A 19716-nucleotide genomic window follows, 5' to 3' on the forward strand; every position below is an offset into this window, starting at 1 on the left:
CAATAATATATAAAGATTTGTGACAGTTCATATTGTTGACATAATACTTTTATTGACATCCAAAAAATATACATTAGTGTGCACACATCTTTCGATACTTTTAAATAGCTAAATAATTAATTTGGAGAAATATATACAACAAAAAATTTTTTTGAATCCCTTATACAAATAATTGCAATTCATCTCATATGAAAATAGCGTATTTTTTATTTTAAGGAACTATCATTTTTTTATTAAAGCCTTCATTGTAAACCTCTTTATTTACAATACATTTACACTATCTTAACATTACTTACATTATTTATATGATATATTTATATAGAAGCTACTTAAGAAATTTCATATACATTTTATCTTTATGATCTCTAATCTAATCAATAAAAAGATCATGTTATATTTTTATAACAGGGGTGAATTACGATGACTGAAACTTTAAAAACACTTATAATGCTTGATGCTACTTACGTTGTTATTGCAATTATGACAGTACTAGTATTTGTATACTTGGAATTAAAATCTCAGTAATATATGCTGACGTAATTGACAGATTCAGCATTTAAATATAGTTAGAAGAAAGAAAGGAGAAAATTATTTCTCCTTTCTTTTCAGGCTGTGGAGAAAGTCTTCTCCACAGCCTGTTTTTGTGTCTGAACCTCTTTTTATGTGTCAACACTGATAAAAAAGAGGAAAAGGAGAGATTTTTTATGATGGGTGCTTTAAAAAATCATCGTGATGAGCGTGTATCTGTTTCTGTAGAAGAGTTGGTTCCACAAGATCATTTCCTTCGTGCAATTGAAGCGACAATTAGTTTTGATTTTATTGAAGAGAAGTTACGCCCTTATTACTGTGAAAACAATGGACGCCCGTCCATTCATCCTATTGTTTTATTTAAGATGATGTTTATTGGATATTTTTACGGTATTCGTTCTGAGCGTCAATTGGAAAAGGAAATTAAAACGAATATTGCCTACCGTTGGTTTTTAGGGTTTTCTCTATCGGATACTATTCCGGATCACTCTACAATCAGTTGGAATCGTCGTACTCGTTTTATTCATACAAATATTTTCGAAGAAATTTTTGATGAGATTGTGAGACAAGCGACGGAGCACCGGATGGTAGGAGGACGTGCACTGATGACAGATTCTACACATATTAAGGCCAATGCCAATAAAAATAAATTTGTACATAAATATAAAAAAGAAAAAGCAAAGTTTTATATAGACGAGCTAGAAGCTGCGGTAATCGAAGATCGTGAGGTACATGGAAAAAAGAATTAAAACCTAGAAAGGAAAGTGATACCCCTACCAAAAAAACTCGTATAAGTACAACGGATCCAGATAGTGGATTTTTAATGAGAGATGGAAAACCAAATGGTTTTCATTTCTTGGATCATCGTACGACTGATGCGAAGTACAATATTATTACAGATACCTATGTAACGGCTGGAAATATGGCAGATTCCGAGCCGTATTTAGCACGCCTCCAAGCTCAGATTGATAAATTCGACTTCAAAGTAGAAGCTGTTGCCCTTGATGCTGGCTATTTTACAGGATATATCTGTAAGAAACTATCAGAACGGAATATATTTATGGTGATGGGGTATCGCCGATTTGGAAAACGGAATAAAGAAGTACCGAAAAGCCAATTTAAATATGTAGAAGAAATGAATGTTTTCGCTTGTCCGATGGGATGTATTCTAGAATATGTAACAACTGATCGTGAAGGATACCGTCAATACAAATCGAATCCAGAAGACTGCGCTGTTTGTCCGTTACGTGAGGTGTGCTTTTCAAAGAAACAAAAACAAAAAGTTATCACTCATCATGTGTGGGAGAAATATAAGGATATTGCTAGAAAAAACAAGCTAACAGCTACAGGGAAAAGGTTGTATAAAGTACGCTGTTCCACTATAGAGCGAAGCTTTGCAGACGCCAAAGAACTACATGGCTACCGCTATGCCCGGTTTCGAGGGCTGAAGTCTGTCCAAATGCAAGCTTATCTCACCGCAGCTTGTCAAAACATGAAAAAAATAGCCCTCCACCTGACCAAAAAGGGTCAGGTGGAGGGCTATTTTTTAAAATTCTATTATTTTATGTTGTTTTTATTCGCTAAAATCAAAAAAGATTCCAGAGTGTTGGGAACCCTAAAGGGTTTCCCAACACTCTGGAAAGAAAGGAGAAAATTATTTCTCCTTTCTTTTGTATTTCTACAATTTCTTATTTTAATAAATCCAATGTATGTAAAAGTAATCCCTTGTCTCCTACTTTCCCGTGACCAGGTACTACCGAATTTATATTTCCATATCGCTTCAGCACATTCTCAATCGATGTAGACCATTCATTTACATACGCATCCGCAACATTTCCTAAATCTTTAGCTTCCGCAGATTTTACTAAACAGCCTCCAGCTAAAATTTGATATTGTGGCAACCAAACAACAATATTATCTTCTGTATGTCCTTTCCCTGGATAGAACGTTTCTACTTTTGTATTGCCAAACTTCAAACTCGTAATTATTTGTAAATCTCCAAGCGGCTCTTCATATCCACTGTTCTTTGCTAGTTCTGCGGTTAATGCTGTACTATGCGCTTTAACGCTTTAACTCCTTTTTCTTTCAACGCTGTTATTCCGCCAATTCGATCAGCGTGCGCATGTGTAATAATGACATCCGTTACGCGCTTCTGAAATTTCTTTTCTACCATTTCTATTAGTTCCTTCGTTAATTTGTCATCCCAAGAAGAATCAACAAGCACTAGTCCTTTAGCAGTATTAAGAACTAGACCGTTCGAAGGAACTGCTTCTCCATTAAAATAACCTAACTCCGTATGAACCCATACATTCTTGTTTAACTGAGATATTGAAATGGTTCCCGTCTCATTTTTTATTACTGTTTTCTCTACCTTTTGTGATGCTTGTACAGAAGAAATTGTGCTAACAAATTGAATTGTTCCTAGTAAACCTACACATAATCCTACTTTTAACAACGTATTCTTTTTCATGTCATCAACCCTTTCTTTCAAGCTAAATAGTTATTACCTATATTAGACAATTTATCTCAAATGTTTGTTCCATATAATTGGACACTTTATTATCGCCGCTTATGTAAATACACGCATGGTGCAGTGAAAAAAGATCACCCAAATGGATGATCTTTTTTATAATTTATCAACATATTGCTTCGCTTGTAGTAAGGAAAAACCAAAAGCTTCTCTTACTCTCTTAACTGCTGTAACTTTTTTGCCTTCTTCTACAAGCTGGCGTAGTTCTTTATTAATTTCAGGTTCTCTTTCTACAATTCCCATTTCTTTCGTAATTAATTGTAATCTATCTTCAATTCTCTTTAAATGCGCATCATTTTTCTTTTCAATTGTAGTTAATTTTTCAGCGATATAAATGAAACCAAAGGCTACTATCAGTATAACCATCCAAAATTCCATGAATGTTCCCCCTTACTAACTTTCATTTACTTTATTCCACTAACTTATGTAAATTTTACCACAATACACATTTAATGTATAATATCACTATATCAAACTGTTAATAAAACCTATTATTTTAGGGGGACACTTTATGAAAAGATTTTTAAATACGTTACTTCAATTTGTAGTTCTTTCAATCGTGCTACATTTGTTATTTGATATAGTTGGTTGGCTTGTTTTCAATGCACCAATTAAAAACAAACAAATCATCATTTCTTTAATAACAATCTCATGGGTTATGTACATGTACCGAGACAATTTTTTTCAAAAGTTCACTTCAAACTAACTAAAAAAGAAAACACTTCATTGGTGAGGTTGTAAAAAGGTTACCCTTATAATGAAAATAAAGAAGCTGTTCCTTCCAGCTTCTTTATCTATATAACATTTTTCGCAACAATTTTTATATGTTCTGGTGCGATAATCTCCGTTATACTTTCTTGGAAATCTTCCCGCAACATTTCTTCCAAATGTTCTAACTGCACTTCAACATGAGTGCATTCTAAATTATGTATATTTAACAGTGCATAATGATCTTTTTTCTTAATTACTAAATATTGATTTTCCTCTGTCACAAGTACAGAACCTAATCGGACTCCTAGTAAGCGTTGATCATCAAACTTCATAATTACTTCTCCTTCCCTCATATAAACAAAATTACAATGAAAATAATTACATTTATGGAAAAACACACTTATTTAGACTATATCATAATTTACTAAAATAGAAATATCTTTTTCTGTTTTAATAAAAATCCCTATTTTTTCGTATATTTCGATACAAAAAACTTTCTCAACATTAAATTTGAATTTTCAGTTTTTAATTCTATGAAAGTCTATTATAATAAAGTTAATAAATGTTTGACCTCTCCTAATTCATGTACATATGGATGATCAGTAGTTATTGCTACTGATCTATTTTTTTGATTTCAGAAAGTACATACTCTGCATCCTTTCCTACACCACAAATAAGTGCGGAACCCCTTTGAGATTGCCATGGTAAACCGATATAATACAATCCTTTTACGGGACTGATTCCCTTTATATGATTAGGAAATCTCTTCTCATTCACTGCCTGTTCAATTTCAATCCAATTATAATTTTGAACAAAACCAGTTGACCATATAATGCTTTCTGCACTATAAGTATCACCATTCTGAAACATAATGTTATTTCCTGATGCACTTACTACTTTTTCTTGCAGTTTGATTGCTCCATTACGAATAAGTTTCTTACCTTCAAAACCGAAAATAGGGTCCTTTCTCTTCTGAAACCATCTTCCCCTCTTTGTATTTATTTCAGCGTACAATAAACCCACTTTTTCTAGCAGATTAAAAATACTTTTTCCAAAAAGTTGTAACGGTAAAAACGTTAAAGGATGACTAATAGACACCGTAACTTCATGAGTCTTTGCCAGTTCTACTGCAATTTGCATTCCTGAATTCCCACCACCTACTACTAGTACTTTTCCCTTAGGAATTTGTGATGGTGATTTATATTGTGATGAATGTATTTGAAAAATATGTGATGATAGATTTGCTGAAACTGAGGGAATAAACGGTTGCTGAAAAGCACCTGATGCGATAATAACTTTTTTCGTTTGTAAAATTTCTGTAGGAGTATGTAATTCAAATATTTCTTTTTCTTTCTTTATTTTTAGAACTTCCGTTTGTAATTGTACCGGTAATTGAAAATGTCTTGCATATTCTTCTAAATAAGTTGCAATTTCATCTTTATATGGAAATTCATTTTTTTCACCTATTAACGCCATACCCGGCAAGCTACTGTAAGACCTTGGGGTAAAAAGCTGCAAAGAATCATATCGATTTCTCCATGAATCACCAACACGTTTTCCTGCCTCAAGTAATAAAAAATTATACCCTTCTTGCTTCAAGTAATATCCCATTGTTAATCCAGCTTGACCCGCCCCAATAATAATTAGATCTTTCATTCTAATCCCTCCTCTTCTTAAACGCATGAATACTTGTTCATATATTCATACGTTTCCATAATCATAACATTTTCTTTTTATATGATTCAATATCTACTCAAAATAAAAAAGAGCAGTTCACTGCTCTATGAACTACTCTTCATTCCATTTCTACAATTTTTCCTCGTATAGTGTAATTCTATTTGAAAACGGATCAATTACAGTTAATTCAATTGTACCCCAAGGTGTTTTTTCTATATTCGGCTTCGAATAAGCATATTCTTTACTTAATACTACAGAATGATAATCCTTTACATCATCTATTTTGATCCGAATCGCACCACCTGGTGAGGCATCACCATGATGTTCTGATAAATGTATCACAGCATCCTGTAACGAAATTTGCAAATATAATGGCATATTTTCCTCATACCGATGTTCCCAATCCAGTTTAAATCCTAAAAAACCTAAGTAAAATAGTTTTGCTTTTTCAATATCAAAAATTCTAAATATAGGTGTTATCATTTATACTCTCCTCCTATTTATAAACATCTGCTGCCAATTCTCCCAAAACTTCCACGTTTACTACTTCAAAACAACCATCATTCTTCTTTATTATCTCTTTATCACAAAAAACATTTAATGTGCGCAACAAATGCCGATAGCTCGTTCCTAACAATTCCGCTGTTTCCGTTAAATTCCCACTAAATACAATTCTATTTCCGTGCTGTACTGCCCGTTCTCCTGCTGCTAACATGTAACTCGCAAGTCTATTTTCAAGCGGATACAATAAATTAATTGTACTATTTTTTGAAAGTCGATTTAACTTATGTGCTAACGATCCACAAATACATCTTAAAAATTTCGCATCATGAAATAGCTGATTTCTCACTTTTCCTAATGGTAAACCAACACAATATGAATCTGCCATTACTTGTACATTTGAAGTAATCCTTTGGGAATGAATTAACTCTACATCTCCAAGTAACTGCAAACTATCATAAAAACACAGTAATACGGATTTCCCGTTACTTAATGTGTTAAACGCTTTCGCTTTTCCTTCAACAAAGAAATATAAATAATCTATCTCTTCATTTTCTCTACAAATAAACTCATTCTTTTTAAAAAATATAAGTTCCATATATGGCTTCATATCATGACTAAAAAATGAATCAATATTATTTTTCTTCATATACTCTGCTAATTTAATAGAATTACATATTTTCTTCATAGTTCCCCACCTTTACAACTCATCCCCATTGTAATCAAAATTTTCTTCTTCCACTATGACATATGTCATAACAATACACAATTTCAGCATGATACAGTCATTACAAATATGAAATACAAAGGGGATATTACATTGTATAACTTTCTTTCTGTCTTTATTGGTGTGCTCATCGCCGTTATGCTTCCATTGAATGGAATTTTATCTGAGTTAATTGGCAAGTACACAGCAAGCGTGGTCATTCACCTTGTCGGTTTAATTGCAGTTATCTTCATTTTAATCATAAACAAAAATAAAATTCGTTTCGATAAAAGTATTCCACTTTTTTTATATAGCGCTGGAGCGATTGGAGTATTCACTGTTCTTTTTAACAATATAAGTTTTTCCGTCCTTGGTGCTTCTATTACGATCGCATTAAGTTTACTCGGTCAATCTATTGCTTCCATCGTTATTGATCATTTCGGCTTATTAGGAATGAAAGTTGCAAAGTTTGAAAAGAAAAAACTAATTGGATTATGTTTCATCTCTTCTGGAATTATAATCATGACAATTTATTAATGGGGGCAAGAAAATGTTATATATTACGATCGCTATTTTAGCTGGTGTTTCTATCGTTGTTGCTAGAATTATTAACGCGAATTTAGCAAAGGAAATTGGAAACTGGGAAGGCACGTTTTTCAATTATATTACTGGATTATTTTTCTCTATGTTATTTTTAATTTTCAGTTCAGATTCATTGTATATCCCTATTCATAAGTTGCAATCTATTCCTATCGCCGTATACTTAGGCGGATTAGTAGGAGTTATCGTTATTTCATTATCCAACTATATTACTCCTAAAATATCAGCCTTTTATTTAACATTACTCATCTTTATCGGACAATTATTTGCGGGAACTATTATTGATTTCTTCCTGACAAATGAACTCTCAATTGGTAAAGTTATCGGTGGCATTTTCGTATTAATTGGGCTCACTTACAATTTACTCATAGATCGCCCGATAAAAACTGTGAAGCATAACCAAGTTCAACTATAATACTTTACGCTTACCTATCATATATTAATAGAAAAGCTCTTCACACGAAGTAATAGAGAGGAGAAAATCCTATTAAAAAAATTATTTTATTGCTAGGTAGCGTATTAATTATTTCTGGAATTGCATGGTTTATAAACTCGGGAAAATCTATTCAAGATCTCTATACTGCAAATAAGCCGAAAAAGAAAGCTACTATTATTTCAAGCTCGCGAGATCCAAATGAGCCCCCTGTTTTTTTAGGTAAACAGGAAATAAAAGATATACATGTCGAATCAATTAAAACAAAACAGGATATCTTTCTCACAAAAACAGATGAATTAAAAACGTTTATTAACAGTATGAATACCGCAAAAAAAGGTAAATTAACATTAGATGAAGAAGGATCAGACTTAATAGATTGTGATATGTGGATTACTTTCGAGGATGGAACTTATAAAAAATATTTCATATGGGTAGTTGATCATCACAGCAGCGAAGTGATGATTGCTCAGCAAGATACTCCTGATGATGTAAAACTTACGTACTATCAGTTAAACGAAGATAGTTCAAAAAAAGTTTATAATTTATTTAAAAAAATTATTTAAACGAAAAAGTCATGAGCACGCGAACTCATGACTTTTTGCACTATATATACTCAGGGAACACTCTACAACCCTTTTCCTGCTCTATATCATGACCAAAGAAAACAATTGGTTTCTCTTTCGCCACAACTCCTTTTAAACGTTTAATTGAAGATAAAGCTAATTCTGGATCAAATCCTGCGAACGGCACTTCATCTTCAAAATTCTCTTTCGTGTACGATGCATCAATTGTTAATAAAACTGAACCGGATTGCTCCGTCTCAATGAATAACGACTGATGGCCTGGAGAATGACCTGGCGTATACAATAATTGAACACCTGGTACCACTTCATAATCCCCTTCAATAATTTTGTAGTTCAAATGCGGTAATATACATTCTTTCATATATTCTTCTCTATGAAGTGCTGCCTCATATTCCGTTCGCTGCACAATAATCGGTGTATTTGTAAAAGCACCGTTTCCTCCTGCATGATCAAAATGTAAGTGAGAACTAATAATATATAAAAGGTCGTCCGGCTCATACCCTACACGCTTTAATATATTCACGATTCTATCTTCTTCAGTCATTTTCGGTAAAATCTGTCCTTCAACAAATGTACCGTTAAAAAGCCCTTCATTATTAACTGCACTTTCTGGCATACCTGTATCTACTAAAATAGGCCCCTCTTCTGTCTCCAAAAGATAACACCATACAGGTAAGTTCAATAAATTCCCCGGCGCGAGTGTACCATTAACAGAAGAATGATCCAACATACAACGACCTGCTGGGATGAAATAAAGTTTCTTTACTGTCATTATGTATCCACCTTTACATTTAGTTTGGGATAAAGTAATACAGTAAAAAATTCTTCTTTTTAGAAATAAATTCCTTCTAGACTATCAGTACAGCTTACATAAAAATGAAACATTAACACCGATTAACGCTGAAAACTTAAAGAAAGCACATGCACTACTTGAAAGCGGGCACACCATTGGGAAAATCGTATTAGAGAGATTTTAATCATGATAGTGACAGATAGTATGTGAAACTATATTAACGATTTTTCGAATATATCTATCATAACGTACAATATATCAACGATTTTTCAAATATATCTATCATAAATCAAATTATATCAACGATTCGTCAAGGTATATCGATTTATCGACAAATAGCAACAATAAGAAAAGGCTGTTCCAGATGAACAGCCTTTTCTTTATTTACTTGAAATCTCTTTATTATTTTGAACGTCTAACGGAGCTCGCTTTCCTATTCCGAAAGCATAGAAACTAATTGTAACGATAGCTAAGAAAATAATACCTACAACTAATGAAATACGAGTATCATCGTTAAACCACATTCCGATTAATACCATAATTAAAAAGGCAATCGTTAAATAGTTTGTTACAGGAGCAAATGGCATTTTGAATGGATGATCTTTCATCTCTGCTCCCTTTTCTTTTCTAAAATTAATTTGACTAATTAAAATGACAAACCATGGTACCATACCAGGAAGTACACTCGCACTATATACATATACGAATAAGTTTTTCGGTGCGATGTAACTTAAAACAACACCAACCGCCAGACCGATAATTACGCCAACTGTACCAAATAAAGGTACACCATTTCCAGAAAGTTTCGTAAAATATTTCGGTGCTTGTCCATTTACACCTAACGTATAAAGCATACGACCAGCACTATAAATACCACTATTACAACCAGACATTGCTGCTGTAATAACAACAAAGTTAATAAGTCCAGCTGCTGCCGTAATACCAACTTTCGCAAAAGTCGCTACGAACGGGCTACCAATTGTACTTAATTGATCCCACGGATACACAGTTACAATAACGAAAATAGCACCGATGTAGAAAATTAAAATACGCCAAATTGTACTTTGAATCGCTCTTGTAAGTGTCTTCTTTGGATCCTTCGCTTCACCAGCAGTAATTCCGATTAATTCCACACCTTGATACGCCCCAACTACAAGTGATAATGCAAAGAAGAATCCTGAAAAACCACCTGTAAAGAAACCGCCATTTGACCAAAGATTAGATATGCCAATCGCTTCTCCGCCGTTACCAATTCCAAAGAAAATAAGGCCAAATCCCGCAATAATCATTAATAGAATCGTAACGATTTTAATCATCGCGAACCAAAATTCAAATTCACCAAATGACTTAACTGAAATTAAGTTAGCTGCACCAAGAATAACCATTGCGATTATACCTGGTATCCAAGCTGGTAAATCCGGGAACCAATATTGCATATATGCTCCAACCGCGATAATTTCTGACATCCCAACGATAACCCACTGGAACCAGTTACTCCACGCTGTCATATAACCAGCTAACGGGTGAATATACTTATGACCGAACGTCGCAAATGAGCCTGTACTTGGCTCCATATACAACATTTCTCCCATGGCACGCATGATGAAGAAGATAAAAATACCTGCAATGGCATAAGCAAGCATTACTGACGGACCTGTCCATTTAATTGTGCTGGCTGACCCCATAAACAAACCAACACCAATCGTTCCGCCTAAAGCAATCATTTGAATATGACGTGCTTCTAAACCTCTTTTCAATTCTTTGTTTGCCACTTCACTTCCCCCTCTTAGATGATTCATAGCCGCATTTTAACACAAGATGCTTTCCCCTAATTCCTTTCGGCCCTGAAAATGATGAAGCAAACGTCATTTTACACTAGCTTTAAAGCTATCCTAAAATCGTTTTGTGCTCCTAATAAAATTCTCAAAACCTTTCATCTTCCAATATTCTATAAATCTTAAAATTACTTACCTTATATTAATTCATTAATCTGAAAAATTCAATTATTTTTTCAATAAATTATTATACATAAGTCTGATTAATTTTTAACTAAATTAACAATAAAATACATCTATTCAATATGATTCCGGCATGTATATTATTACAATATAAATAACCGAGGAGAGTATTTCTTCCTCGGTTTCATATCTCAAATACTTCAACCTTTATAGTTGATAACGTAATTCCCCACACATTCGATTTATATACCAATGAGAAATTTAATATATTAATAAACTACTAACTTCTTTACCCCAGCCAAAATATAAAAGAGTCTCATTAAAAAATGAGACTCTTTTCAGAGTGTTGGGAAACCCTTTAGGGTTCCCAACACTCTGGAATCTTTTTTGATTTTAGCGAATAAAAACAACATAAAATAATAGAATTTTAAAAAATAGCCCTCCACCTGACCCTTTTTGGTCAGGTGGAGGGCTATTTTTTTCATGTTTTGACAAGCTGCGGTGAGATAAGCTTGCATTTGGACAGACTTCAGCCCTCGAAACCGGGCATAGCGGTAGCCATGTAGTTCTTTGGCGTCTGCAAAGCTTCGCTCTATAGTGGAACAGCGTACTTTATACAACCTTTTCCCTGTAGCTGTTAGCTTGTTTTTTCTAGCAATATCCTTATATTTCTCCCACACATGATGAGTGATAACTTTTTGTTTTTGTTTCTTTGAAAAGCACACCTCACGTAACGGACAAACAGCGCAGTCTTCTGGATTCGATTTGTATTGACGGTATCCTTCACGATCAGTTGTTACATATTCTAGAATATATCCCATCGGACAAGCGAAAACATTCATTTCTTCTACATATTTAAATTGGCTTTTCGGTACTTCTTTATTCCGTTTTCCAAATCGGCGATACCCCATCACCATAAATATATTCCGTTCTGATAGTTTCTTACAGATATATCCTGTAAAATAGCCAGCATCAAGGGCAACAGCTTCTACTTTGAAGTCGAATTTATCAATCTGAGCTTGGAGGCGTGCTAAATACGGCTCGGAATCTGCCATATTTCCAGCCGTTACATAGGTATCTGTAATAATATTGTACTTCGCATCAGTCGTACGATGATCCAAGAAATGAAAACCATTTGGTTTTCCATCTCTCATTAAAAATCCACTATCTGGATCCGTTGTACTTATACGAGTTTTTTTGGTAGGGGTATCACTTTCCTTTCTAGGTTTTAATTCTTTTTTCCATGTACCTCACGATCTTCGATTACCGCAGCTTCTAGCTCGTCTATATAAAACTTTGCTTTTTCTTTTTTATATTTATGTACAAATTTATTTTTATTGGCATTGGCCTTAATATGTGTAGAATCTGTCATCAGTGCACGTCCTCCTACCATCCGGTGCTCCGTCGCTTGTCTCACAATCTCATCAAAAATTTCTTCGAAAATATTTGTATGAATAAAACGAGTACGACGATTCCAACTGATTGTAGAGTGATCCGGAATAGTATCCGATAGAGAAAACCCTAAAAACCAACGGTAGGCAATATTCGTTTTAATTTCCTTTTCCAATTGACGCTCAGAACGAATACCGTAAAAATATCCAATAAACATCATCTTAAATAAAACAATAGGATGAATGGACGGGCGTCCATTGTTTTCACAGTAATAAGGGCGTAACTTCTCTTCAATAAAATCAAAACTAATTGTCGCTTCAATTGCACGAAGGAAATGATCTTGTGGAACCAACTCTTCTACAGAAACAGATACACGCTCATCACGATGATTTTTTAAAGCACCCATCATAAAAAATCTCTCCTTTTCCTCTTTTTTATCAGTGTTGACACATAAAAAGAGGTTCAGACACAAAAACAGGCTGTGGAGAAGACTTTCTCCACAGCCTGAAAAGAGTCTCATTAAAAAATGAGACTCTTTTACAATTTCATATTTAAATCGATTTCGAAGTTTGCTTACCAAAGATAAATACCCTAGTAAACACTGCCATTATAACTACAATAACCAGAAAATAAAGTGGCATCACTAGTAACGAGCCTGTATGCAGCTGACTCATTCCCAAAATTGTCATCGTTACAATTACATAGTACCCTAAACTAAACAATGCACCTGCTGTACCAATGACATCTTGAAAATCTACTAACGCTAAACTTAAACAGTTAGGTAACGCTACTCCAATCCCTAATAACAATATAAACATTGCTATTAAAAATACAACCATATATATTACATTCGGATTTAATCCAATAAACGTAATAACAGATAAAAGGATAGCTCCCCCTGTCATTACGAGACAACCGATATATATAATTTTCTCTGGTTTATAAGTAGCAAGTAAACGTTTTGAAATTTTCGCTCCAACAATAGAAGCAGATGCAACAACAATTCCTAGAAATCCATACATACTAGGCGATAATTGAAAATATTCAATAAAGATAAACGGCGCTTCTGCATAATAGCTAAATAAAACACCATTTGCTCCTCCAATTAACAGCCCATATGTTACCACTTTCGGATTTGTAATTAACCTCTTCGAGACTGAAAATACATTTATTTTATTCGTTACTGAGATCGTTTTTGTTTCAGGGAGAGAAACAAACGTATACAGAAAAATACCGATACTCATAACTACTAAACTTAAAAATACTATTTTAAATCCAAACATTTGATCAAGAAAGCCACCAATTAACGGTCCTATCGCTGGTGTAAAAGCAATGACTGCCGAGATTTGAGCAAACATAACATGCCGCTTATGCCCTTCTACACTTTCCCGAAGAATCGTTTGTGTAACCACGGATCCTGCACTTGCTCCAAACGCTTGAATAAAACGACTTATCAATAAAACTTCAATGGAACTTGCAATATAGCATAAGAAACTCCCAGCGCCATATACGACAATTCCAAGTAACATCGCCCGGCGACGCCCCATTATATCTGATAACCACCCAATAAAAAATACACCTAACGCAAAACCAGCAAAATACACACTAAGTGTTAACTGCACCTCATTATTACTTACATGTAACGCCTTTGAAATGTCTGGTAAAGACGGTGTGTAAATCGTTTCACTAATTTGCGGAAATGCGACAAGAACAATCATTAACAAAAGTGATGGTACTGAGACTTTTTTCATTTTTCATACCCTCCTATAACTTTGAAAATCTCAGAAATAAAAAGACTTTCCTTAGCTACGGAACAGGAGGGGCCATTATAGAAATCCGTTCATAAAACAACAAAGAAAACACCTCAATTACGTATGTTAATACTTATAGGAGGGTAATATTAACATCGATTTTTAAATATACTTTTTCAATTATATTACATACTACGTTTCTTTTACTAGTGCTCGGCCTTGGAGGATTGTTAAAAAGATAACTTGATGCAGTCACCTTTTTATGGAATAATTAGAAATAGTTTGAATTCTTAAGTTTAATTATTAAACGATAGACTAGCCTTTCATTCAAGTTTTTATCACCTTTAATTGAAGGTTCTTTTTCTCTTTCTAGATCTTTTATAACTACTTTAATCATTCTTGTAACTATATCAATCCCTCTATTAATTTCCTTAGAGGATAAGTATGCAGATGAAAAGGAAACGGAAAATTTATAGCTTCTCATTTACATAAAAGAAAGAGGGAGCTCCCCTCTTTCTTTTAAATCATCCCTTTTAATATCAATCCTAAAACTGACATTATTATCGCACTAATAATAATTCGCAAAATCCAAGTAGTGTTTGTACTTATTTTTTCTAATTGCTTATTGATTGTTGCTATATCTTTCTCATTAATAGTAGTACGCGTTTCTAAAGCACGAATGTCTCTCATAATTTCTTTTTGCTCCGCCTTGAGACTGTCAATTTTAGCGTAAACATCTTCCATATATTCACACCCTCTGTTCATCTTAATAGAAAAATCTATATATATTATGAGACAACCCTCTTACCTGTGAATACATTGCGTACATCCGCGTACCAAATTATTTGTACAATCTAATTGAATTATTCATATGTTTCCTATCTTCTATATAAATCAGCGTTAAGATAAATTAAAAAAGGAATCCCTTGTTTATTTAACAACAAACAAGGTGCAATCCAACATTCGGGAGCACCTACGATAATTTCTATTGTTTTCATATTTACAACTCCATATAATCAGTATGATTTTCTGAAGAAGCCACTTTTTGAACTGCTTAAAGTATACTAATATGAATACGAAATAGCTGTATTGATAAACTCTCTAGAACAATAAATATACTGGCTGAAACGGATCTATATCCAATATTTTTTCCAGTAACATGAATGGTTATTTCTGATAAATACGTTTGTATATCATTGTTTTCAAAAATTTCATCCTCAACCTTTACAATATCTGCTTCACAATCTACTTCTTTAAAAGTTTTCAATAATTTTGTTTCCAATAAACTACAATCAAAATTCTCATCTTTTATTACGGCAAATTTAACCTTCATATCGATTTCCCCATTTTTAACAAACTAAAATCATTAAATCAATATAAATATATATTATTCCATTAAATAATTCAAAATATACGCTTCTCATATACATTATTAAAAATCAGTTCTAAAGAATTAAATGCAAAAAGAAATTACATATACAAATCCCCTATTTCAACTTAACTTTGTGTAATAATGCATATTTCAAATACATTATTTCCTTTCACTCATACTTTTATCATTGAGTTTTTATTCACAAATTCGTAACACATATATATGAGTTATTATGCTAAAATTAGTTTATTCACAAGAAGAAGTTATTCTTAATAAATCAATCATTTTTAATACCCTGTTTAAAGCCTTGCCCCCCTGCAAGGCTTTTTCCTATTTAACTAGAGTAGTAGTTTTCGTTATGCATCTCTCCCCTTTGTTCCTTACCCTACAAATAATACTGAATGTTTATTTTACTTTTTCAACATCCTTACTCGCTCTGTTCGAGAGCTCTTTACCAAATATTCAATCTAATGATAAAATTGACCAAATTAATATTTTCGTCCATAACTGTATCAAAAAGTACACTAAAGAAAAAATAGCACTCTCACGATTAAGTAAACGCGAGCTTTTTTCTTCTATCTACTTACTATTTAAGGTTAATAGTTTAGTAACAAGATTTAAAAATTCGACTTAAATTCATTAATGAATGGAGAGGTTTATATGAAATTAAAAGACAAAGTAGCAATCATAACTGGTGGTGCAAGTGGAATTGGCGAATCTACTGTTCGTCTTTTTATCGAAGAAGGTGCAAAAGTAGTTATTGCTGACTTTTCTGAACGTGGAAAAGAACTATCAGATGAATTGAATGCACATGGATATAATACGTTATTTATTAAAACCGATGTAACAAAAGAGGCAGATATTAAACAGCTAATTCATGAGACAGTAAGTACATACGGTAAATTAGATATTATGTATGCCAATGCCGGCGTTGCTGATGATGCACCGGCAAACGAATTATCCTATGAAAAGTGGAAAAGAACTATTGATATTAATTTGTCTGGGGTATTCCTTTCTGATAAATATTCGATTGAACAATTTCTTAAACAAGGTACAGGTGGTGTCATCGTTAACGCTGGTTCGATTCATAGTTTTGTTTCATTACCTACACCAACAGCATACTCCTCTGCAAAAGGTGGTGTGAAACTATTAACTCAAAATTTATGTACTGCCTACGCTAAATATGGAATACGTATTAACGCGGTGTGCCCTGGTTATATTGACACCCCTTTACTAGGTAGTGTTAATCCTCAACAGAAAGAATATTTAGCTTCACTTCATCCACAAGGCAGACTTGGAACACCAGAAGAAGTCGCTAAAGCTGTCTTATTTTTAGCAAGTGATGATGCTAGTTTTGTTAACGGCACAACACTTCTTGTTGATGGAGGCTATACTGCACGTTAATTTAAAAATTTTGAAGCACCCTAAAAAATATATAGTCTTCAACAAGAAAAAGCGCCATCACAAGTGACGGCGCTTTTTCTATGTAAGAGCAACTAGAAGATATCCTTCTAGCCTACTCCCATTTATAAGTCCAAAACTGTTCAAGTTGCAGCCATTTTAATGTTGCTGCATCTTTGTTTTTTATTTTTGCATGCGTGTCTTCAAGCATTGCTTCTGTTTGTGAACGGTGCGCACCTAATGCAGTTAATTTATGATCAAATACTTCACTAATGTTATTTACAACATCCGGTTCTCCTAATACTGCTTCACGATTTTTCGTAATCGCAACAGCATGAATAACTGGGCGCTCTTCTTTTGGCATACGTGATACAGCGCGAACGACAGCGCGGCCAAATGCATTATGATCTGGATGTACACCGTGCTCTGGATAAAATGTAATAATTCGAGATGGATTTACTTCTTGAATGATTGCTTCAATTTTGTCAGCAACGAAATCAACATCTTCAAATTCTAACGTTTTATCATGGAAGCCAAGCATTCTTAAATCTTTAATACCCATCGCTTCACAAGCATCTTTCAATTCTTTCTTACGGATATGTGGAATCGTTTCACGGTTAGCGAATACGTTCTTACCCATGTTACGTCCCATTTGTCCTAGAGTACCACATGCATATGTTACAGGTACTCCTTGATCTGTTAATAAGCGAATTGTTCCTCCCGCAGCATATGCTTCATCATCTGGATGCGGAAATACAACAAGTACATGTCTCTCCATAAGTTTCCCTCCTTCTTACTTAAATGGTGTTAAGCTTAACTCAAGTGCAACTGCTAGACGACCTAAATTATCATGTCCAGCTAATAATAAACGCTCTTGATCGTCTACTTCCCAGTGCGTAATACCTTCAGCATATACCCAACCGTGATCCATTTTCAGACCAACTCGGTATGGATTTGTTCCAGTTATCTTCCCGCGTTCAAAACGGATAATCGCATTTCGAATGAAAGCACCAACTGTCATCATCTTTTCATTTATGTGTGATGCATACGCTCCGTTTGTCGTTTCTAAATGAATATATACATCTTTATTTACAAAACGTTCAATTTCATTTTGAATAAGAGAACTATCTTTTACTATTTCCATCGGAATTCACCTCTTTAAACCATTTTACGCAAAAATAATGTAAATTGCTATCTCTATATTAGAGGACAACGCTCACTTTTCCTAATAATTTGCACTGTGTTTTTTATATTTTTTATATGATATGTAAAAAATACATTTTTTCCTTCACTTTGTTAAATAGTTTTCTTTCTTTTTTGAATTTGCTACAATATATTTTATCCCGTATTATTGCAGCGAGATACATTTCGACAATTGAATACATAATTTAAAGAAGGTGACATGATTGGAACAGTCAGCACATGAAGTAGCAAATTGGCAATATTATTTTGCAATTGCCGTATTTTTAATCACGTACGGATTTATTATTTCTGAGAAATTGAATCGTGCTGTAATCGCACTATTCGGTGCTGCTATTATGATTATTTTTGGAGTTGTAGATTTACATACTGCTTTCACATCACATATTCAATGGGAAACGATTACCCTTTTAATTGGGATGATGATTCTCGTACATATTACGAGTCAATCAGGCGTCTTTGAATTTGTGGCCATTAAAGCGGCAAAAGCAGCTGGCGGAAAACCGATTCGCATTTTATTATTACTATCCCTATTAACTGCTGTCGGATCAGCATTTTTGGACAATGTAACGACTGTTTTATTAATCGTTCCTGTTACATTATCCATTACACGTATTTTAAAAGTAAATCCTGTGCCTTATTTGATTTCAGAAGTGCTGTTTTCAAATATAGGCGGAACAGCAACATTAATCGGTGATCCACCTAATATTATGATTGGATCAGCAAACAAGCATTTAGACTTTAACGCCTTTTTACTTAACTTAGCTCCAATCGTAATTATTATTTCTATTGTGACACTTGGCATTATTTACTTCATGTACCGTAACAAACTAAAAACAACACCTGAACAAATCGAAAAACTAATGGCATTAAATGAAAAAGATTATATTAAGGATCAAAGCCTCCTTTTAAAATCTATTTCGATTTTAGGACTAACTATTTTAGGCTTCGTACTTCATTCGATTATTCATGTAGACGCTGCCGTTATAGCGATGACAGGCGCTACACTTCTTATGTTAATCGGCGTGAAAGAACATGATATTGAAGATGTATTTGCCCACGTTGAATGGGTAACCATTTTCTTCTTCGCCGGACTATTCGTTCTCGTTGGCGGGTTAATTGATATCGGACTTATCTCTTCACTTGCAAAAGAAGTAATCGGCGTAACAAACGGTGACATCGGATTCGCAGCTATACTTATTTTATGGGTATCTGGCATCGCATCTGCGACAATCGACAACATCCCTTTTGTCGCTACGATGATTCCTCTTATTCAAGACTTAGCTACAGGACTCGGACTATCTGTCGATTCTCCGCAAATCGAAGTACTATGGTGGGCGTTATCTCTTGGAGCTTGCTTAGGAGGAAATGGAACGCTAATCGGAGCATCTGCAAACGTAGTCGTTGCTGGTATTGCAAAACGTGAAGGACATGCTTTCTCTTATATGGACTTCTTAAAAATTGGTTTACCATTAACTATTGTTGCACTCTTGTTATCACATGCTTATATATATTTACGTTATTTAATGTAAAAGTTGTATTGCATGAAATTATATCGTCAAATCCAAAAGGTTTG

General features: G+C 33.8%; 18 protein-coding genes and 4 pseudogenes. 8 read left to right on the top strand and 14 right to left on the bottom strand.

What is annotated here, in order from left to right; all coding sequences use genetic code 11:
* Positions 1-704: 704 nt before the first annotated feature.
* Positions 705-2074, top strand: a pseudogene (locus AC3WVZ_RS15425) (IS1182-like element ISBth7 family transposase); the annotation flags it as partial.
* Positions 2075-2216: 142 nt separating this feature from the next.
* Here AC3WVZ_RS15425 and bla2 read toward each other — a convergent pair.
* Both bla2 and AC3WVZ_RS15435 read right to left on the bottom strand, forming a co-directional pair.
* Positions 2217-2998: pseudogene (gene bla2, locus AC3WVZ_RS15430) on the bottom strand (BcII family subclass B1 metallo-beta-lactamase).
* Positions 2999-3154: 156 nt separating this feature from the next.
* On the bottom strand, positions 3155-3436 hold the full coding sequence (locus AC3WVZ_RS15435) for a hypothetical protein (protein ID WP_233935037.1): 282 nt from the start codon (positions 3434-3436) through the stop codon (positions 3155-3157).
* Between the two features lie 133 nt (positions 3437-3569).
* On the opposite strand from AC3WVZ_RS15435, the gene AC3WVZ_RS15440 reads away from it, so the two are divergent.
* The gene (locus AC3WVZ_RS15440; RefSeq protein ID WP_000819661.1) at positions 3570-3764 is read left to right on the top strand and encodes a hypothetical protein; all 195 of its coding nucleotides are present in this window, start codon (positions 3570-3572) and stop codon (positions 3762-3764) included.
* Positions 3765-3852: 88 nt separating this feature from the next.
* Here the strand turns inward: AC3WVZ_RS15440 and AC3WVZ_RS15445 are convergent, their stop codons facing one another.
* From AC3WVZ_RS15445 to yeiL, 4 genes are all read right to left on the bottom strand, one after another.
* Positions 3853-4101, bottom strand: coding sequence for a hypothetical protein (locus AC3WVZ_RS15445; protein WP_000666948.1), 249 nt, complete (start codon positions 4099-4101; stop codon positions 3853-3855).
* A gap of 280 nt (positions 4102-4381) precedes the next feature.
* A complete protein-coding gene (locus tag AC3WVZ_RS15450) occupies positions 4382-5425 on the bottom strand; it encodes a flavin-containing monooxygenase (RefSeq protein WP_233935039.1) in 1044 nt (347 codons plus the stop codon).
* 150 nt (positions 5426-5575) lie between these two features.
* On the bottom strand, positions 5576-5929 hold the full coding sequence (locus tag AC3WVZ_RS15455; RefSeq protein WP_000632406.1) for a glyoxalase superfamily protein: 354 nt from the start codon (positions 5927-5929) through the stop codon (positions 5576-5578).
* 13 nt (positions 5930-5942) lie between these two features.
* Positions 5943-6635 (bottom strand): transcriptional regulator YeiL, encoded by a 693-nt coding sequence (gene yeiL / locus AC3WVZ_RS15460; RefSeq protein ID WP_065382329.1) that lies wholly within the window; start codon positions 6633-6635, stop codon positions 5943-5945.
* 108 nt (positions 6636-6743) lie between these two features.
* Between yeiL and AC3WVZ_RS15465 the strand changes: the two genes are divergently transcribed.
* The 3 genes from AC3WVZ_RS15465 to AC3WVZ_RS15475 all read left to right on the top strand — a co-directional run bounded on the left by AC3WVZ_RS15465 (position 6744) and on the right by AC3WVZ_RS15475 (position 8252).
* The gene (locus AC3WVZ_RS15465) at positions 6744-7190 is read left to right on the top strand and encodes a DMT family transporter (RefSeq protein WP_002039063.1); all 447 of its coding nucleotides are present in this window, start codon (positions 6744-6746) and stop codon (positions 7188-7190) included.
* A 13-nt stretch (positions 7191-7203) separates the two neighbouring features.
* Positions 7204-7668 (top strand): DMT family transporter, encoded by a 465-nt coding sequence (locus AC3WVZ_RS15470; RefSeq protein ID WP_000965811.1) that lies wholly within the window; start codon positions 7204-7206, stop codon positions 7666-7668.
* 89 nt (positions 7669-7757) lie between these two features.
* Positions 7758-8252, top strand: a complete 495-nt coding sequence (locus tag AC3WVZ_RS15475; RefSeq protein WP_000901700.1) for a hypothetical protein — start codon at positions 7758-7760, stop codon at positions 8250-8252.
* Between the two features lie 40 nt (positions 8253-8292).
* Here the strand turns inward: AC3WVZ_RS15475 and aiiA are convergent, their stop codons facing one another.
* The 4 genes and pseudogenes from aiiA to AC3WVZ_RS15495 form a co-directional block, all read right to left on the bottom strand.
* On the bottom strand, positions 8293-9045 hold the full coding sequence (gene aiiA, locus AC3WVZ_RS15480; RefSeq protein WP_000216574.1) for a quorum-quenching N-acyl homoserine lactonase AiiA: 753 nt from the start codon (positions 9043-9045) through the stop codon (positions 8293-8295).
* Positions 9046-9446: 401 nt separating this feature from the next.
* Positions 9447-10838, bottom strand: coding sequence for an amino acid permease (locus AC3WVZ_RS15485; RefSeq protein ID WP_001284404.1), 1392 nt, complete (start codon positions 10836-10838; stop codon positions 9447-9449).
* 617 nt (positions 10839-11455) lie between these two features.
* Positions 11456-12825 (bottom strand): annotated as a pseudogene (locus AC3WVZ_RS15490) (IS1182-like element ISBth7 family transposase); the annotation flags it as partial.
* Between the two features lie 142 nt (positions 12826-12967).
* Complete coding sequence (locus tag AC3WVZ_RS15495; RefSeq protein ID WP_063220844.1) at positions 12968-14167, bottom strand: multidrug effflux MFS transporter; 1200 nt, start codon at positions 14165-14167, stop codon at positions 12968-12970.
* Positions 14168-14487: 320 nt separating this feature from the next.
* Between AC3WVZ_RS15495 and AC3WVZ_RS15500 the strand changes: the two are divergent.
* Positions 14488-14643: pseudogene (locus AC3WVZ_RS15500) on the top strand (DUF5823 family protein); the annotation flags it as partial.
* A gap of 43 nt (positions 14644-14686) precedes the next feature.
* On the opposite strand, the gene AC3WVZ_RS15505 reads toward AC3WVZ_RS15500, so the two are convergent.
* Positions 14687-14911, bottom strand: a complete 225-nt coding sequence (locus tag AC3WVZ_RS15505) for a hemolysin XhlA family protein (RefSeq protein WP_000390461.1) — start codon at positions 14909-14911, stop codon at positions 14687-14689.
* Positions 14912-15221: 310 nt separating this feature from the next.
* The gene (locus AC3WVZ_RS15510; RefSeq protein ID WP_000865005.1) at positions 15222-15500 is read right to left on the bottom strand and encodes a hypothetical protein; all 279 of its coding nucleotides are present in this window, start codon (positions 15498-15500) and stop codon (positions 15222-15224) included.
* A 699-nt stretch (positions 15501-16199) separates the two neighbouring features.
* Here AC3WVZ_RS15510 and AC3WVZ_RS15515 point away from each other — a divergent pair.
* Positions 16200-16943, top strand: coding sequence for an SDR family NAD(P)-dependent oxidoreductase (locus tag AC3WVZ_RS15515; protein ID WP_000768018.1), 744 nt, complete (start codon positions 16200-16202; stop codon positions 16941-16943).
* 112 nt (positions 16944-17055) lie between these two features.
* Here AC3WVZ_RS15515 and bshB2 read toward each other — a convergent pair whose 3' ends face one another.
* Both bshB2 and AC3WVZ_RS15525 read right to left on the bottom strand, forming a co-directional pair.
* Positions 17056-17718, bottom strand: coding sequence for a bacillithiol biosynthesis deacetylase BshB2 (gene bshB2 / locus AC3WVZ_RS15520; protein WP_000439483.1), 663 nt, complete (start codon positions 17716-17718; stop codon positions 17056-17058).
* A 15-nt stretch (positions 17719-17733) separates the two neighbouring features.
* Positions 17734-18084 carry a YojF family protein gene (locus AC3WVZ_RS15525; protein WP_000407045.1) on the bottom strand — a complete coding sequence of 117 codons (351 nt, stop codon included), beginning with the start codon at positions 18082-18084 and terminating at the stop codon, positions 17734-17736.
* 262 nt (positions 18085-18346) lie between these two features.
* On the opposite strand from AC3WVZ_RS15525, the gene AC3WVZ_RS15530 reads away from it, so the two are divergent.
* On the top strand, positions 18347-19672 hold the full coding sequence (locus AC3WVZ_RS15530) for an ArsB/NhaD family transporter (RefSeq protein ID WP_000437988.1): 1326 nt from the start codon (positions 18347-18349) through the stop codon (positions 19670-19672).
* The last annotated feature ends 44 nt before the right edge of the window (positions 19673-19716 follow it).

The organism is Bacillus sp. CPT56D-587-MTF, from assembly GCF_058792335.1.

Bases quoted from the DNA above. Each gene is read 5' to 3' on its own strand.
- aiiA (WP_000216574.1), bottom strand. From the start codon at position 9,045: ATGACAGTAAAGAAACTTTATTTCATCCCAGCAGGTCGTTGTATGTTG.
- bshB2 (WP_000439483.1), bottom strand. From the start codon at position 17,718: ATGGAGAGACATGTACTTGTTGTATTTCCGCATCCAGATGATGAAGCA.
- AC3WVZ_RS15440 (WP_000819661.1), top strand. From the start codon at position 3,570: ATGAAAAGATTTTTAAATACGTTACTTCAATTTGTAGTTCTTTCAATC.
- AC3WVZ_RS15510 (WP_000865005.1), bottom strand. From the start codon at position 15,500: ATGAAGGTTAAATTTGCCGTAATAAAAGATGAGAATTTTGATTGTAGT.
- AC3WVZ_RS15495 (WP_063220844.1), bottom strand. From the start codon at position 14,167: ATGAAAAAAGTCTCAGTACCATCACTTTTGTTAATGATTGTTCTTGTC.
- AC3WVZ_RS15450 (WP_233935039.1), bottom strand. From the start codon at position 5,425: ATGAAAGATCTAATTATTATTGGGGCGGGTCAAGCTGGATTAACAATG.
- AC3WVZ_RS15445 (WP_000666948.1), bottom strand. From the start codon at position 4,101: ATGAAGTTTGATGATCAACGCTTACTAGGAGTCCGATTAGGTTCTGTA.
- AC3WVZ_RS15470 (WP_000965811.1), top strand. From the start codon at position 7,204: ATGTTATATATTACGATCGCTATTTTAGCTGGTGTTTCTATCGTTGTT.
- AC3WVZ_RS15465 (WP_002039063.1), top strand. From the start codon at position 6,744: ATGAAATACAAAGGGGATATTACATTGTATAACTTTCTTTCTGTCTTT.
- AC3WVZ_RS15435 (WP_233935037.1), bottom strand. From the start codon at position 3,436: ATGGAATTTTGGATGGTTATACTGATAGTAGCCTTTGGTTTCATTTAT.
- yeiL (WP_065382329.1), bottom strand. From the start codon at position 6,635: ATGAAGAAAATATGTAATTCTATTAAATTAGCAGAGTATATGAAGAAA.
- AC3WVZ_RS15505 (WP_000390461.1), bottom strand. From the start codon at position 14,911: ATGGAAGATGTTTACGCTAAAATTGACAGTCTCAAGGCGGAGCAAAAA.
- AC3WVZ_RS15515 (WP_000768018.1), top strand. From the start codon at position 16,200: ATGAAATTAAAAGACAAAGTAGCAATCATAACTGGTGGTGCAAGTGGA.
- AC3WVZ_RS15525 (WP_000407045.1), bottom strand. From the start codon at position 18,084: ATGGAAATAGTAAAAGATAGTTCTCTTATTCAAAATGAAATTGAACGT.
- AC3WVZ_RS15455 (WP_000632406.1), bottom strand. From the start codon at position 5,929: ATGATAACACCTATATTTAGAATTTTTGATATTGAAAAAGCAAAACTA.